14 protein-coding genes and 1 tRNA gene are annotated in these 12,791 nt (G+C 73.5%); 9 read left to right on the forward strand and 6 right to left on the reverse strand.

Annotation, left to right across the window (positions count from 1 at the left end):
- Window positions 1-32: 32 nt before the first annotated feature.
- The 8 genes from AC6CH6_RS06235 (at window position 33) to AC6CH6_RS06270 (ending at window position 8,880) form a co-directional block, all read left to right on the forward strand.
- Window positions 33-1,157 carry an adenosine deaminase gene (locus tag AC6CH6_RS06235; protein ID WP_133410722.1) on the forward strand — a complete coding sequence of 375 codons (1,125 nt, stop codon included), beginning with the start codon at window positions 33-35 and terminating at the stop codon, window positions 1,155-1,157.
- Entirely contained in the window at window positions 1,154-1,888 is a 735-nt protein-coding gene (locus AC6CH6_RS06240; protein WP_498254455.1) for a MazG nucleotide pyrophosphohydrolase domain-containing protein, read from the forward strand. Before AC6CH6_RS06235 ends, AC6CH6_RS06240 begins: the two co-directional genes overlap by 4 nt.
- Before the next feature lie 184 nt (window positions 1,889-2,072).
- On the forward strand, window positions 2,073-3,356 hold the full coding sequence (gene eno / locus AC6CH6_RS06245; protein ID WP_017832195.1) for a phosphopyruvate hydratase: 1,284 nt from the start codon (window positions 2,073-2,075) through the stop codon (window positions 3,354-3,356).
- 127 nt (window positions 3,357-3,483) lie between these two features.
- Window positions 3,484-4,302: an FtsB family cell division protein gene (locus tag AC6CH6_RS06250; RefSeq protein WP_498254456.1), complete on the forward strand. Its 819-nt coding sequence runs from the start codon at window positions 3,484-3,486 to the stop codon at window positions 4,300-4,302.
- Between the two features lie 8 nt (window positions 4,303-4,310).
- The gene (locus AC6CH6_RS06255; protein ID WP_498254457.1) at window positions 4,311-4,913 is read left to right on the forward strand and encodes a DUF501 domain-containing protein; all 603 of its coding nucleotides are present in this window, start codon (window positions 4,311-4,313) and stop codon (window positions 4,911-4,913) included.
- Between the two features lie 35 nt (window positions 4,914-4,948).
- Window positions 4,949-5,899: a Ppx/GppA phosphatase family protein gene (locus tag AC6CH6_RS06260; RefSeq protein ID WP_498254458.1), complete on the forward strand. Its 951-nt coding sequence runs from the start codon at window positions 4,949-4,951 to the stop codon at window positions 5,897-5,899.
- Window positions 5,900-5,931: 32 nt separating this feature from the next.
- Window positions 5,932-7,395, forward strand: a complete 1,464-nt coding sequence (locus tag AC6CH6_RS06265) for a S8 family serine peptidase (protein ID WP_498254459.1) — start codon at window positions 5,932-5,934, stop codon at window positions 7,393-7,395.
- A 75-nt stretch (window positions 7,396-7,470) separates the two neighbouring features.
- Window positions 7,471-8,880 carry an NAD(P)/FAD-dependent oxidoreductase gene (locus AC6CH6_RS06270; protein ID WP_017832200.1) on the forward strand — a complete coding sequence of 470 codons (1,410 nt, stop codon included), beginning with the start codon at window positions 7,471-7,473 and terminating at the stop codon, window positions 8,878-8,880.
- Window positions 8,881-9,009: 129 nt separating this feature from the next.
- Here AC6CH6_RS06270 and AC6CH6_RS06275 read toward each other — a convergent pair whose 3' ends face one another.
- The gene (locus tag AC6CH6_RS06275) at window positions 9,010-9,255 is read right to left on the reverse strand and encodes a hypothetical protein (RefSeq protein ID WP_498254460.1); all 246 of its coding nucleotides are present in this window, start codon (window positions 9,253-9,255) and stop codon (window positions 9,010-9,012) included.
- A 288-nt stretch (window positions 9,256-9,543) separates the two neighbouring features.
- Here AC6CH6_RS06275 and AC6CH6_RS06280 point away from each other — a divergent pair.
- Window positions 9,544-9,620, forward strand: a tRNA-Leu gene (locus tag AC6CH6_RS06280).
- Window positions 9,621-10,159: 539 nt separating this feature from the next.
- Here AC6CH6_RS06280 and AC6CH6_RS06285 read toward each other — a convergent pair.
- The 5 genes from AC6CH6_RS06285 to AC6CH6_RS06305 form a co-directional block, all read right to left on the reverse strand.
- Window positions 10,160-10,612, reverse strand: a complete 453-nt coding sequence (locus tag AC6CH6_RS06285; protein ID WP_498254461.1) for a helix-turn-helix domain-containing protein — start codon at window positions 10,610-10,612, stop codon at window positions 10,160-10,162.
- Complete coding sequence (locus AC6CH6_RS06290) at window positions 10,609-11,178, reverse strand: hypothetical protein (protein ID WP_498254462.1); 570 nt, start codon at window positions 11,176-11,178, stop codon at window positions 10,609-10,611. Before AC6CH6_RS06290 ends, AC6CH6_RS06285 begins: the two co-directional genes overlap by 4 nt.
- Window positions 11,179-11,343: 165 nt before the next feature.
- The gene (locus AC6CH6_RS06295) at window positions 11,344-11,607 is read right to left on the reverse strand and encodes a hypothetical protein (protein ID WP_498254463.1); all 264 of its coding nucleotides are present in this window, start codon (window positions 11,605-11,607) and stop codon (window positions 11,344-11,346) included.
- A 326-nt stretch (window positions 11,608-11,933) separates the two neighbouring features.
- Window positions 11,934-12,155, reverse strand: a complete 222-nt coding sequence (locus tag AC6CH6_RS06300) for a hypothetical protein (RefSeq protein WP_498254464.1) — start codon at window positions 12,153-12,155, stop codon at window positions 11,934-11,936.
- 35 nt (window positions 12,156-12,190) lie between these two features.
- Complete coding sequence (locus AC6CH6_RS06305) at window positions 12,191-12,676, reverse strand: hypothetical protein (RefSeq protein WP_498254465.1); 486 nt, start codon at window positions 12,674-12,676, stop codon at window positions 12,191-12,193.
- Between the last annotated feature and the right edge of the window lie 115 nt (window positions 12,677-12,791).

Consider the following 12,791-nt stretch of genomic DNA (forward strand, 5'->3'; position numbering starts at 1 on the left):
GACCGACCGAGACAGGGGCCGTCCCGACCGTGATGCTGACCTCCGCCGAACAGCACCCGGGCCGCGTGCCGGACCGGGTCCTGCGCGACCTGCCCAAGGTGTGCCTGCACGACCACCTCGACGGCGCCCTGCGCCCGGCCACGGTGGTCGAGCTGGCCGCCGCCGCCGGGCACCGGCTGCCGGCCGAGGATCCCGAGGCGCTGGGCCGGTGGGTGCGGGAGAGCGCCGACTCCGGCTCGCTGCTGCGCTACCTGGCGACCTTCGAGCACACGGTCGCCGTGATGCAGACCCCCGAGGCGCTCGTGCGCTGCGCCCGGGAGTACGTCGAGGACCTCGTGGCGGACGGGGTGGTCCACGCCGAGGTGCGCTGGGCCCCGGAGCAGCACACCGCCGGCGGCCTGTCGATGGCGGAGGCCGTCGAGGCCGTCCGGCTCGGGCTCTCGGAGGGCGTGCTGGCCGCGGAGGACGCGGGCCACATCGTGTCCGTCACCCAGATCCTCTGCGCCATGCGCCACGCCGAGCGCTCCCTCGAGGTCGCCCGTCTCGTGGTGGACAACCGGGACCGCGGCGTGGTGGCCTTCGACCTCGCGGGACCCGAGGACGGCTTCCCGCCCGCCCGCCACCGGGCCGCCCTCGAGCTGCTCGCGGACGAGCTGGTGCCCGTCACCCTCCACGCCGGGGAGGCCGCCGGCATCGAGTCGATCCGGGACGCGCTGGCCACGGGCCGCGCCCTGCGCCTGGGCCACGGGGTGCGCATCGCGGAGGACATCGACATCGACTACCTGGAGGACGTCGCCGTCGTCGACCTCGGCCGCACGGCCGAGTGGGTCCGGGACCGGGGCATCGCCCTCGAGGTGTGCCCCACGTCCAATCTCCAGACCGGGGCCGTGGCAGCGTTCGGCGGCGGTCCCGAGCGGCACCCGGTGGACATGCTCTACCGGACCGGCTTCACGGTGACCATCTCCCCGGACAACCGGCTGATGAGCGGGACCACGGTCACGGACGAGCTGGCCCTGCTCGTGAAGCACTTCGGCTACGGGCTCGAGGACCTGGAGCGGCTGCAGCGCAACGCCGCGGCCGCCGCCTTCCTCCCGCTCGAGGACCGCACCGCCCTGGACGGGATGATCACCGACGGCTTCGAGGGGATGCACGCATGAGCCAGGGGCACGGCACCGACGACGTCGCGGCGGGGCTCGGCGTCCCGGAGCGGACCGGGCAGCGCTTCGCGGAGCTCGTGGCGGTCATGGACCGGCTGCGCTCCCCGGGCGGGTGCGCGTGGGACGGGCAGCAGACCCATGAGTCCCTCGTGCGCTACCTCGTGGAGGAGGCCTACGAGGTGGTCGAGGCCGTGGAGGCCGAGGGCGGGCCGGCGGCCCACGCCGGGCTGCTCGTCGAGGAGCTCGGGGACGTCCTGCTGCAGGTGGTCTTCCACTCCCGGGTCGCCCAGGAGCGCCCGCGCGCCGAGGGCGGCTTCGACGTGGCCGACGTGCTCGAGGCCATCACCGCCAAGCTGGTCCGCCGCCACCCCCACGTCTTCGACGCCGGCGCCACCGGGGACGTCGCGGGGGAGCAGACCCTCGAGCAGCTGCACTCCCGCTGGGAGGACCTCAAGCGGGCCGAGAAGCCCGAGCGGACCGGGCCCTTCGACGGCATCCCGCCGCACCTGCCGGCCCTGGCCCTCGCGGAGAAGACCCTCGCGCGGGCCCGCAAGCACGACCTCGAGCCCGGGCTCCCCGCCGCGGAGGAGCCCGGCGGCCCGCACACCGAGGAGGAGCTGGGCGAGGCGCTGTTCGCGCTCGTGCGCTCCGCCTCCGCCCGCGGGCTCGACGCCGAACGGGCCCTGCGCGGGGCCGCCCGCGCGTACGCCGCCGCCCGGAACGGGGACTGATCCCGTCACGGGCCGCCCCCGCGGCCGGCCACCGGCGCCGAGTCGCTAGGCTGGAGCCGCCGGGGGCGCCCGGCCCCGCCGGTGCGGACCCTCGGCCGGTGCCCCGCACCGGGCCCCGACCGCCCCACCACGCACGTTCCACCCACGTCAGCGACAAGCTCAGCACCAACGTCAGGAGCAACCCATGGCCATGATCACCGCAGTGCACGCCCGCCAGATCCTCGACTCCCGCGGCAACCCGACCGTGGAGGTCGAGGTGCTGCTGGAGGACGGCAGCTACGGCCGGGCGGCGGTGCCCTCGGGCGCCTCCACCGGTGCCTTCGAGGCCGTCGAGCGCCGTGACGGCGACAAGAAGGTCTACCTCGGCAAGGGCGTCCTCGACGCCGTGAAGGCCGTCGACGAGGAGATCGCCGAGGCCGTGATCGGTCTCGACGCGACCGACCAGCGGCTGGTCGACCGCACCATGCTCGACCTCGACGGCACGGACAACAAGGGCAGCCTCGGCGCCAACGCCATCCTGGGCGTCTCCCTGGCCGTGGCCCGCGCCGCCGCCAACGCCTCCGACCTCGAGCTCTACAAGTACCTGGGCGGACCCAACGCCCACGTCCTCCCGGTGCCCATGATGAACATCCTCAACGGCGGCTCCCACGCCGACTCCAACGTGGACATCCAGGAGTTCATGATCGCCCCGATCGGCGCCGCCACCTTCTCCGAGGCCCTGCGCACCGGCGTGGAGGTCTACCACTCCCTCAAGGGCGTGCTCAAGGAGCGCGGCCTGGCCACCGGGCTGGGCGACGAGGGCGGCTTCGCCCCGAACCTCGAGTCCAACCGTGCCGCCCTCGACCTCATCTCCGAGGCGATCGAGAAGGCCGGGTACACCGTGGGCACCGACGTGGCCCTCGCCCTGGACGTGGCCTCCTCCGAGTTCTTCGAGAACGGCAAGTACAGCTTCGAGGGCAAGCAGCTCAGCGCCGCGGAGATGACCTCCTACTACGAGGAGCTCGTGCGCGACTACCCGATCGTGTCCATCGAGGACCCGCTGGACGAGGACGACTGGGCGGGCTGGCAGGCCCTCACCGCGTCCGTGGGCACCCAGGTCCAGATCGTGGGCGACGACCTGTTCGTCACCAACCCGGAGCGGCTGGCCCGCGGCATCGACGAGGGCGCCGGCAACGCCCTGCTCGTGAAGGTCAACCAGATCGGCTCCCTCACGGAGACCTTCGACGCCATCTCGCTGGCCCAGCGGCACATGTTCCACTGCATGATCTCCCACCGCTCGGGCGAGACCGAGGACACCACGATCGCGGACATCGCGGTGGCCACCAACGCCGGGCAGATCAAGACCGGGGCGCCGGCCCGCTCCGAGCGCGTGGCCAAGTACAACCAGCTGCTGCGCATCGAGGAGGAGCTCGGGGACGCCGCGCGCTACGCGGGGGCCTCCGCGTTCCCGCGCTACACCGCGAAGTGACCACCGGCGGCTGACCGGCCCCGCCGGCCCGTCGTCGTGTAGGGGGAGCGGCCGTTCCCAGCGGCGGCCGCTCCCCCCGTGAGCGCTACACTGGTCCCCGTCCCCGCCCTTCCCCCGTGAGGTCGCCATGCCCGCTCCCCGCCCGCGCACCACCCGCCTGCTCGGCGGGCGCGACGCCGCGCCGGGCACCCGCGGGCGCGACGGCGGGACGGGCGGCGGCCCGGGCAACGGGCCGGGCGGCGGGTCCAGCGCCGTGGGGTCACCGGTCCCCGCCCGCACCTTCAGCGGGCGGTTCCTGATCCTCACCCTCGTGGCCGTGCTCATCGTGTTCCTGGCGGCGCCGACCACCAAGATCTTCCTCGAGCAGCGGGCGGAGATCGCCCAGCTCGAGCGCGCCATCGCCGACATGGAGGCCCAGCAGGCCTCCCTGGAGGACCAGGTGGACCAGTGGTCGGACGAGACCTACGTCAAGCAGCAGGCCCGGGACCGGCTCCTCTACGTGATGCCGGGGGAACGGTCCTACCTCGTGGTGGGCGCCGAGGAGATGGACGGCGCCGTGGTGGACTCCTCGGCGGCGCAGGTCGAGGCCGAGAAGCCCGCCTGGGTGGACGCCCTCTGGCAGTCCGTGGTGGCCTCCGCCTACGAGGACGCCCGTCCCGCGGCGGGCACCGGAGCCGCCGGGGATGCGGACGCCGACGGGGAACCGGCCGGCAGCGAGGACGCGGGCACCGCCGAGGACGCGGACACGGACGCCGAGCCGGGCGGCACCGACGAGCCCGCGGCCCCCGGACAGGCGGGCAGCACGGACGAGCCCGGCGCGGGCCAGGACCCCGGCACCACCGAGCAGGCAGAGCAGACAGAGCAGAGCGTCCCGGCCGCCCCGGCGGACGGGGCCGGCGCGCCGCAGGACGCGGCGACGGACAGCCGCGGCAGCGCCGCGGAGTGAGGAACGGCGTGAACCCCCAGCACGGACACGAGCCCGGCGACCGGACGGCCCCCGCACCCCGGGGACTCGGCGTGACGGCCGCGACGGTCGAGCCCACGGCCCTGGACCTCCAGGTGCTCTCCCGGCAGCTCGGGCGTCCCGTGCGCGACGTCGTCGAGATCCCGGCCCGCTGCACGTGCGGGAACCCGCTCGTGGCGGCCACCGCGCCGCGGCTGGCCAACGGCACCCCGTTCCCCACGGTGTTCTACCTGGCCCACCCCGTGATCACCGCGGCGGTGTCCCGGCTCGAGGCCGCCGGCCTGATGTACACGATGACGGACCGCATCGCCGAGGACGAGGCGCTGGCCGCCGCCCACCGGGCCGCGCACGAGGACTACCTCGCCGAGCGCGCCCGGATCGGCGCCGCGGCCGGCACCGGACCCGTCCCCGAGATCGAGGGCATCTCCGCCGGCGGCATGCCCGTGCGGGTCAAGTGCCTGCACGTGCTCGCCGGCCACGCGCTCGCGGCCGGGCCCGGCGTGAACCCGCTCGGCGACGAGACCCTCGCCGCCATCGCCGAGTGGTGGACCCCCGACGCCTGCCACTGCGACCCCGCCTGGCGCGAGGCCTGAGACCCACCCGCCCCCGACACCCCCGAGGACTCCCCATGCGCACAGGCGCCATCGACTGCGGCACGAACTCCATCCGACTGCTCATCGCCGACACCCGGGAGGAGCAGGGCCGCACGGTGCTCGACGACGTGGTGCGCGAGATGCGCGTGGTCCGGCTCGGCCAGGGCGTGGACGCCACCGGGTGGCTCGCCGAGGCGGCGCTCGAGCGCACGTTCGCGGCCACGGACGAGTACGCCCGGCTGCTGGCGGAGCACGGGGTGGAGCACCTGCGCTTCGTGGCCACGAGCGCCACCCGCGACGCCGGCAACCGGGACGTCTTCCTCGCCGGGATCCGCGAGCGCCTCGGCGTGACCCCCGAGGTCATCAGCGGCGACGAGGAGGCCGAGCTGTCCTTCCGCGGCGCCGCGGCCGCCGTGGGCGGCACGGATCCGGAGGACCGGGTCCTGGTGATCGACCTCGGCGGAGGGTCGACCGAGTTCGTGCTGGGCAACGCCCAGGGGGTGCGCGCGGAGCGCAGCGTGGACATCGGCTGCGTCCGCCTGACCGAGCGCCACCTCGGCTCCAACCCGCCCACCGCCGCCCAGCAGGAGGCCGTGCTGCGCGACGTCGACCACGCCGTGGACGTGGTCCTGCAGACCGTGCCCCTCGCGGAGGCCACCCACCTCGTGGGCGTCGCGGGCACCATCACGACCGTCACGGCGCACGCCCTCGGGCTGTCCGCCTACGACCCCGCGGCCATCGACGGCGCCGAGCTGCCCGCCGAGCGGATCGCGCAGGCGTGCCGGGAGCTCACGGCCATGACCCGCGCGGAGCGCGCCGCGCTGCCCTACATGCACGAGGGCCGTGTCGACGTCATCGGCGGCGGCGCCCTCGTGTGGCGGCGGATCGTCGAGCGGGTGGGCGCCGCCACCGGTGGACGGGTGGACTCGGCGATCGCGAGCGAGCACGATATTTTGGACGGGATCGCCCTGTCCCAGGTCGGCTGACCCGCCCGGACCCCCCCGACCCGGAAGGACACATGTCTTCCAGCGCACCCCGCCACCGCCCCCCGCGCCACCGCGCCCTCACCCGGTGGGGCGCGGTGGGGGCGGCCTCGGCCGTGGTCGGCGCCGGCGCGCTGGTCCTGCCCGGGACGGGGCCGGCGCAGGCCCGGCCCCCGGAGCCCGGCCCCGCCCCCAGCATCCCGCTCGAGGACCCCGTCAGCGTGGCACCCACGCCCGGTGACGGCGCCACCCCCGCCCCGGACACCTCCCGCATCGCCGAGGACGGGATCCGTCCGCTGCAGTACTGGCTGGACGAGTACGGCGTGCGGGAGGCCTGGGCGGAGTCCACGGGGGAGGGCGTGCGCATCGCCGTCATCGACACCGGGGTGGACGGCTCGCACCAGGACCTGGAGGGCGCCGTGGTGGGCGGCACCGACGTCTCGGGCGGCGGTTCCGCCGACGGTCAGGAGGGTCTCGGCACCGAGCCCGAGCACGGGACCCTCGTGGCGTCCGTGGCCGCGGGCCGCGGCCACGTGCCCCCGGGCGGGCGGGACGACGACGCCCCGGGCCGGCCCGCCGGCATCGTGGGCGTGGCCCCGGACGCCGAGGTGCTCGCCGTGTCCACCTGGCTGGGCGACGAGAGCCCGGAGGTCCGCAGCGTCGACGAGCAACTCCCGGACGCCGTCCGGTGGGCCGTGGACAACGGGGCGGACGTCATCAACATGTCGGTGGGCTCCAACGCCACCTCGTGGCCCGAGAGCTGGGACGAGGCCTTCCTCTACGCCGAGGAGAAGGACGTGCTCGTCGTCGCCTCCGCGGGCAACCGGGGGTCGGGGCTCGTCCAGGTCGGCGCCCCCGCCACCATCCCCGGCGTGCTGACGGTGGGCGGCGTGGGCCGCACGGGGGAGGCGAGCTGGGAGTCCTCCTCGCAGGGGATCTCCATCGCCGTGGCCGGCCCGTCCGAGGACATGGTGGGCGCCATCCCCGGCGACCGCTACGCCTCGTGGGCCGGGACGTCCGCGTCCGCCCCGGTCGTGGCCGGCACCGCCGCGCTGATCAAGGCGAAGTGGCCGGAGATGAGCTCCGCCCAGATCGCGAACCGCATCGTCTCCACCGCCCGGGACACCGGCTCGCCGGGCAAGGACCCGCTCTACGGCTACGGGGTGCTGGACGTCGAGGCCGCGCTCACGGAGGACGTCCCCGAGGTCGACCGCAGTCCTCTCGGCAGCATGGAGCAGTGGGTGCGGGTGCACCGCCGCAGCGCCGCGGCGACCCCCACCGCGGGCCCGGCCGAGAGCTCGGCGCCCGTCACGGAGGAGGTCGAGGCGGAGGTCGCCCCGCCCGAGCCCGTCGCCCCGATCGACGAGACCGGGCTGCTGCCCGTCGTGGTGCTCGCCGGGTTCGGGCTGCTCGTGCTGGGCCTCACGGCGGGTGCCGTGGTGCACATCCGCCGCATCGTGGCCGCCGACCCGGACGGGGGCCCGGGCGGACGTCCCTGAGGCGTGCGCCGGAACACGGTGCGGAGGCCCGGGACGAGAACGGATATCGACAGCGTTCTGAGTAGACTCGGGGGCATGTCTTTCACTCAACTGGCCAAGGACCGTCCGCGCCTTCTGATCGTCGGCGGCGGCTACGTCGGCTTCACCGTGGCGCAGGAACTGCAGAAGCGGATCAAGGACTCCGGCGGAGTCGTGACCGTGGTGGATCCCAACCCGTACATGATGTACCTCCCCTTCCTGCCCGAGGTGGCCGGCGGCAACGTCTCCGCCCGCAGCGCGGTGGTGCCCCACCGGCAGCACCTCAAGGACTGCGAGATCGTCACCGGGCACGTGCTCGGGGTCGACCACGCGAACCGCACCGCGACCGTCAAGGGCATCGACGAGGGCGAGACCTTCGAGCTGACCTACGACGAGGTCGTCATCGCCGGCGGCTCCGTGACCCGCGCCTTCCCGATCGAGGGCCTCGCCGAGAACGGCATCGGCCTCAAGACCATCGAGGAGGCCGTGGCGGTGCGCAACTGGGTGCTCGAGCGCATCGAGGTCGCCTCCCTCACCACCGACGAGGAGGCCAAGCGCCGGGCGCTGACCTTCGTGGTGGTCGGCGGCGGCTACGCCGGCACCGAGACGATCGCCGAGATCGAGGACATGGCCCGCAGCGCCGTTGAGCGCAACGAGCGGCTCACGGTCTCCGACCTGCGCTTCGTGCTCATCGAGGCCATGGGCCGGATCATGCCCGAGGTCTCCGAGGAGCGCGCGGAGAAGGTTGTGGCACACCTGCGCAGCCGCGGCATCGAGGTGCTGCTCAACACGTCGCTCGCCTCCGCGGTGGACAAGCACCTGAAGCTCGTCAACATGCAGGACAAGTCCCCGGCCGGCGAGTTCGGCACCGACACGCTGATCTGGACCGCCGGGGTGCAGGCCAACCCGCTCGTCAAGAGCACGGACTTCCCGCTCGACGAGCGCGGCCGCGTCCGGGCCGGGGCCGACCTGCGGATCACCGGCGACGACGGGCCCCTCGAGGGCGCCTGGGCCGCCGGCGACGTCTCCGCGGTGCCGGACCTCACCGGTGGGGGAGTCGGCGGGTTCTGCGTCCCCAACGCCCAGCACGCGGTGCGCCAGGCGCACACGATGGCCAAGAACATCATGGCCGCCCGCGCGGGCAAGCCGCTCGAGGACTACTACCACGAGAACCTCGGCGCGGTCGCCGGGCTCGGCCTCTACAAGGGCGTGGCCAGCATCAAGGGCCTCCCCGGTCTGCCGGCGAAGGGCCTGGAGTTCTCCGGCGTCGCCGCGTGGGCGATGCACCGGCTCTACCACGGCTACGCGATCCCCACCGTGGACCGCAAGGCCCGCGTCTTCACCGAGTGGGCCCTGAACTTCGTGTTCGGCCGGGACACCACCACGCTGCGCCACGAGCGGGACCCGCGCACGCGGTTCCAGACCGCCGCCGGCAAGGCCCCCGCCCCGCGCAAGGCCAACCTCTGATCCGATCCGTCCACCGCTCGACCCCGTCCCGGCCACGTGCCGCGGCGGGGTCGATCCGTTCCACAGGACCGTGACGCCCCCGGCCCGGCCCCCGTGGCGCCTGCCCTGGGGCCGGCAGACCGCCGACCGTCAGCCGGTGTTGCGGGGGTGGGCGATCTCGCGGGCGTCCAGCTCCACGCTCAGCTCCTGGTGGCGCTCGAGCGTGACCGGGTGGGCGCCGGTCGCGCTGCCGAGGTACTCGCTGTCGAGCTGCCGGCCGACCCTGCTGTGCAGGACGTGCAGCTCGGCCAGGGACAGCTCGGTCAGGTCGGCCGGGAACGCGTCCTCCGGCGCCAGGTAGGTCCTGCCGGTGGGCCGGGCGACGACGTCGCTCATGCCGCGGTCGTCCGGCACGGCGTCGGGGTGCTCCCGCACAGGGCGGGGGCCGGGGGACGTCCGGATCCCGGCGGGAACCGGTAGGACGGGAGAACGGGGTGGTGCACGGGGGCAGCCTCCTGCGGATGCGACGACATCGCGGCCGGCTGCTCGACCACCGTGCCAGCGTACTGGATCCTGCGACCGGCCGACAGGTGCGGCTCCCGGCCGCGGCCCCGGCCCGTCCCGGTGCTGGGAGCGGGACGAGGCGATAGGGTGGGCGGCGTCCCGGTGACGCGTCCGGGACCGGCCCCCATAGCCCAATCGGCAGAGGCAGCGGACTTAAAATCCGCTCAGTGTCAGTTCGAGTCTGACTGGGGGCACCAAGAATCGTTGGTAATCCGCCCAGACTGGCGCAGTCGTTCACCGTCACTTGGGGCCGATTCGCCACTTGTCCTCCATTTTCGACATGGAATCTGCACTGGAGGCGGCTCGAGGTCCGGTGGGAGCGCGTTCTGCGGTCGCCATCCGACTGGTAGTCCAAAAAGCAGTCCACCAGGCTCAACGCGAGGCTCGACGCCGAGGATTTCCACCACGAGGTCATTCTGGCCAAGCATTGCTACCCGGTGCTGCTCGCCGCCTCGGCGGCGCTGTTCCTGGCCGTCGGCGGCTTCCTGATGTCCGGGGACTGAGCGCCTTCCTCGGCCTGCTCCGTGGCGGCCCCGCCAACACATCGGGGCCGCCACGGGCGACGAGCGCCGACAGGGGCGCTTCGCGCAGCGAGACCACGCCCCCCGACGTGTCTCGCGCTGTGTCGGGCCGCTCGCAGCGGCTCGCCGACAGCTTCAGCTTATAGAGCCCGACCGCGCCCCGGCAGCCCCAGTTCTGTGCACAAGCATGGGTTCAGCGGCGCCGGTTGCCGGGGCTACTTCGGCGCCTCGACGATCCGCAGACTCGGCACGTCCCCGGCCACCCGATAGGCGACCGCCCGCCACCACCGGGCGGTGGGCGCCAGCGGTGCGCCCGGCAGGTCGAGGGCCGGCATGTCGGCGTCACGGTCGTAGACCTCGAAGACCGGGTCGGGCCCGGCGTGCTCGAGCAGGTGGGCGGCCAGCTGATCGGCGACCTCGGCGGTGTACGCCTCGATCCGCTCCACGTCGTCGCGCACCCCGTCGGGGATGGGCCGACGGCCCGACTCCCAGTCGTCGACCGAACGTCCCCCGACGTTCAGAGCCGCGGCGAGCTGCTCGCGCGACAGGCCCAGCGCCTCGCGCACGACCTTCAGCTCGATCGGCGTCATCCGCCCGTCGGCCGGCACCTGGCTCACGGGGAGCGGCTGCGGGCGGGACTGTGCCCAGGCGGCCAGGTCCCCGCTCACGAGCCCTGCACCGTCTGCCCGGTGTCGTCGTCGGGGTGGGCGGCGCCGAAGGCCCAGTTCCACGGAGTCGTCAGGAAGTCGTAGGCGTCCTGCGGAAAGCCGTCGGCGTCGATCAGGTCCCGGGCCGCGAGGGCGATCAGGGCGTGGGCCACGGGCATCTGAAAGCTGGTGGCGGTGGCTGCGGCGGCGCGCTCCAGGACATCCCCGGAAGGGGGAGCGGAGTCGGGGCGGGTGTGCCGGTGCATCTGCAGGAACAGGTCCGTGGCGATCGCCTGTGACAGGCTCCGCCACGAGCCGAGGATGAGGTCCAGCGCGTCCTGGCGGCCGGCCGCGGCCGCGGCGCTGACCGCCAGCTTCACGGCAGCCTGCCCGAGCGCGTCGTAGTCCACCTCGACGGGAGTGTTGTCGGTGACGAACTTCTGGTGCAGCCCGGAAGCCTTGCGCAGCGCCTGCGACTGCTCGAGGCCAATATCCGCGGCCCTCTCGAAGACGACCTGGACCTGCGGGCCCTGGGGGCCGGCCGCGGCGGCGAGGATCACGGGGTTCTGCCAGGTGGGAGTGCTCATCGCGCGGTGCTCCTCGGGGAGTCGGAGGCGGTGAGCGACGTGTTCGCCCAGTGCCTGCTGGTCGCACCGTAGCAGTCGTCCCAACAGTGACATCAGAACCTGCAAGAGCAGGGAAGCGTCTGGCCGCATTCGCCACTCGAGCTTGAGGACCGCCCGATTGAAGTCCTAGAAATGCTCTGGGCAACCAGAGGAGGCGAGGGCCTTCAGCGCGTCCTCGGCGTTGATGTCGTCAGGGCCCACCAGCAAATGGCAAACCTCGCCGTCGAGGTCGGAACCGAGCCGGCTCAGCGGCAGCCGTTCCATTGCGGAGAGCATGTTCGCCTCGGCGGCGAAACGGGTCGGGCCGGGGAAGTTCACCGCGACCCTGCTGGCGGCCCGGATCTTCAGCACCTGGCGGTTCGGACCCTCGAAGCAGTACTCCCCGTCCACCTCGGCATCCGGAGCGGCGCCGAACTGGGGACGGAACTCTGCGGCGGCGCGCTCGGTCGGGGGTGTACTCGTAGGCCGGCCGGGCGTCCATGTCGTGGAAGAGAGGACCCCACTCACCCGTCGCCACAGCCAGGGTGATGGCCGGAGCCCCGAGCTCGAGCTCGGCCTCGGGGTGGTCCTTGGCGGTGAAGCGACCGTCGGTGGCGTGCGGGTGCTGGTGGTCTACAAAGGTCGTCATGCCCGGAATGTGTGCGGCCTACCAGCTGCGCGCTCGCCCGGACATGGCACCGTCCCGCGGCCCGTGTGGGCTGCGAGGCGGTGAGCGCTCAGGCGGCGGTGACCGCCGTGACGGCGTCGTAAGCCCGGTCGGTGCGCTCCAGGTCGCGGGCGCTCTCCTGCGTCGAGACGTAGATCGGCTCGTTGCCCAGCAGGCGCAGGCGGACCGGGACCGTGCGGGACTGTGAAGGCTCGGTCAGCCTCCGCAGCACGTCCGGATCGAGCTTCAGCGCCTTCGCGGCGGACTCGATGTGCTCAGCGGAAACGGTCATCGTCTCGCTCCTCCTCTCAGAGGCTCGTGCGCTCATTATCGCTCTCCCTCCTCGTCGCCGTCCACGGCGGGGCCATCGTCGTCGGTGGCGGCCTCGTCAAGGAGCTTGGACTGGTAGGCGTCCGACAGCACGTCGGCGGCGTCCACGAACTCGGGCACCGGCTCCCCGGCGTCCCGTGCTGTGCGCTTGACGTCCTGAAGGGCGCGGCGGCCGATCTCATTGGCCGCCTGCGGGTCGCCCTCGGTAGCTTTGTCCGCCGCCCAGCGCCCGTACTCCAGCAGCTTCGACCGCTTGTCGGAGAGATAGCCGAGGTAGCTCACGGCCGCGACCGCGGTAGCGACCACCCAGCTCATCACCTGCAGGCGCTCCAGGCTGCCGTCGAACCACCGCCAGAAGCCGTCGATCGCCTCGCGGACGCCCTGCCCACCGAAGACGTAGACGAGGGTGGGGAACACGATCACGGCGGCCGCCAGGCCGAGGAGCACACGGACCCACCGTCGGTGGAGCAGGGGTGTTGGCATGGACTACCTCCGGGGTCGGATCGTGCACTGGCCGAGCGTACCGACCACCCCGGACGGACTTCGCCCTCCGGGCCGGTGCTGGTACGACGTCTATGTGTGCGGAGACACGCCCTGG

This window comes from Kocuria sp. GQ42, assembly GCF_059758435.1.

Bases quoted from the DNA above. Each gene is read 5' to 3' on its own strand.
- AC6CH6_RS06260 (WP_498254458.1), top strand. From the start codon at position 4,949: ATGCGCACAGGCGCCATCGACTGCGGCACGAACTCCATCCGACTGCTC.
- AC6CH6_RS06305 (WP_498254465.1), bottom strand. From the start codon at position 12,676: ATGCCAACACCCCTGCTCCACCGACGGTGGGTCCGTGTGCTCCTCGGC.
- AC6CH6_RS06275 (WP_498254460.1), bottom strand. From the start codon at position 9,255: ATGAGCGACGTCGTCGCCCGGCCCACCGGCAGGACCTACCTGGCGCCG.
- AC6CH6_RS06300 (WP_498254464.1), bottom strand. From the start codon at position 12,155: ATGACCGTTTCCGCTGAGCACATCGAGTCCGCCGCGAAGGCGCTGAAG.
- AC6CH6_RS06250 (WP_498254456.1), top strand. From the start codon at position 3,484: ATGCCCGCTCCCCGCCCGCGCACCACCCGCCTGCTCGGCGGGCGCGAC.
- AC6CH6_RS06270 (WP_017832200.1), top strand. From the start codon at position 7,471: ATGTCTTTCACTCAACTGGCCAAGGACCGTCCGCGCCTTCTGATCGTC.
- AC6CH6_RS06235 (WP_133410722.1), top strand. From the start codon at position 33: ATGCTGACCTCCGCCGAACAGCACCCGGGCCGCGTGCCGGACCGGGTC.
- AC6CH6_RS06240 (WP_498254455.1), top strand. From the start codon at position 1,154: ATGAGCCAGGGGCACGGCACCGACGACGTCGCGGCGGGGCTCGGCGTC.
- AC6CH6_RS06290 (WP_498254462.1), bottom strand. From the start codon at position 11,178: ATGAGCACTCCCACCTGGCAGAACCCCGTGATCCTCGCCGCCGCGGCC.
- eno (WP_017832195.1), top strand. From the start codon at position 2,073: ATGGCCATGATCACCGCAGTGCACGCCCGCCAGATCCTCGACTCCCGC.
- AC6CH6_RS06265 (WP_498254459.1), top strand. From the start codon at position 5,932: ATGTCTTCCAGCGCACCCCGCCACCGCCCCCCGCGCCACCGCGCCCTC.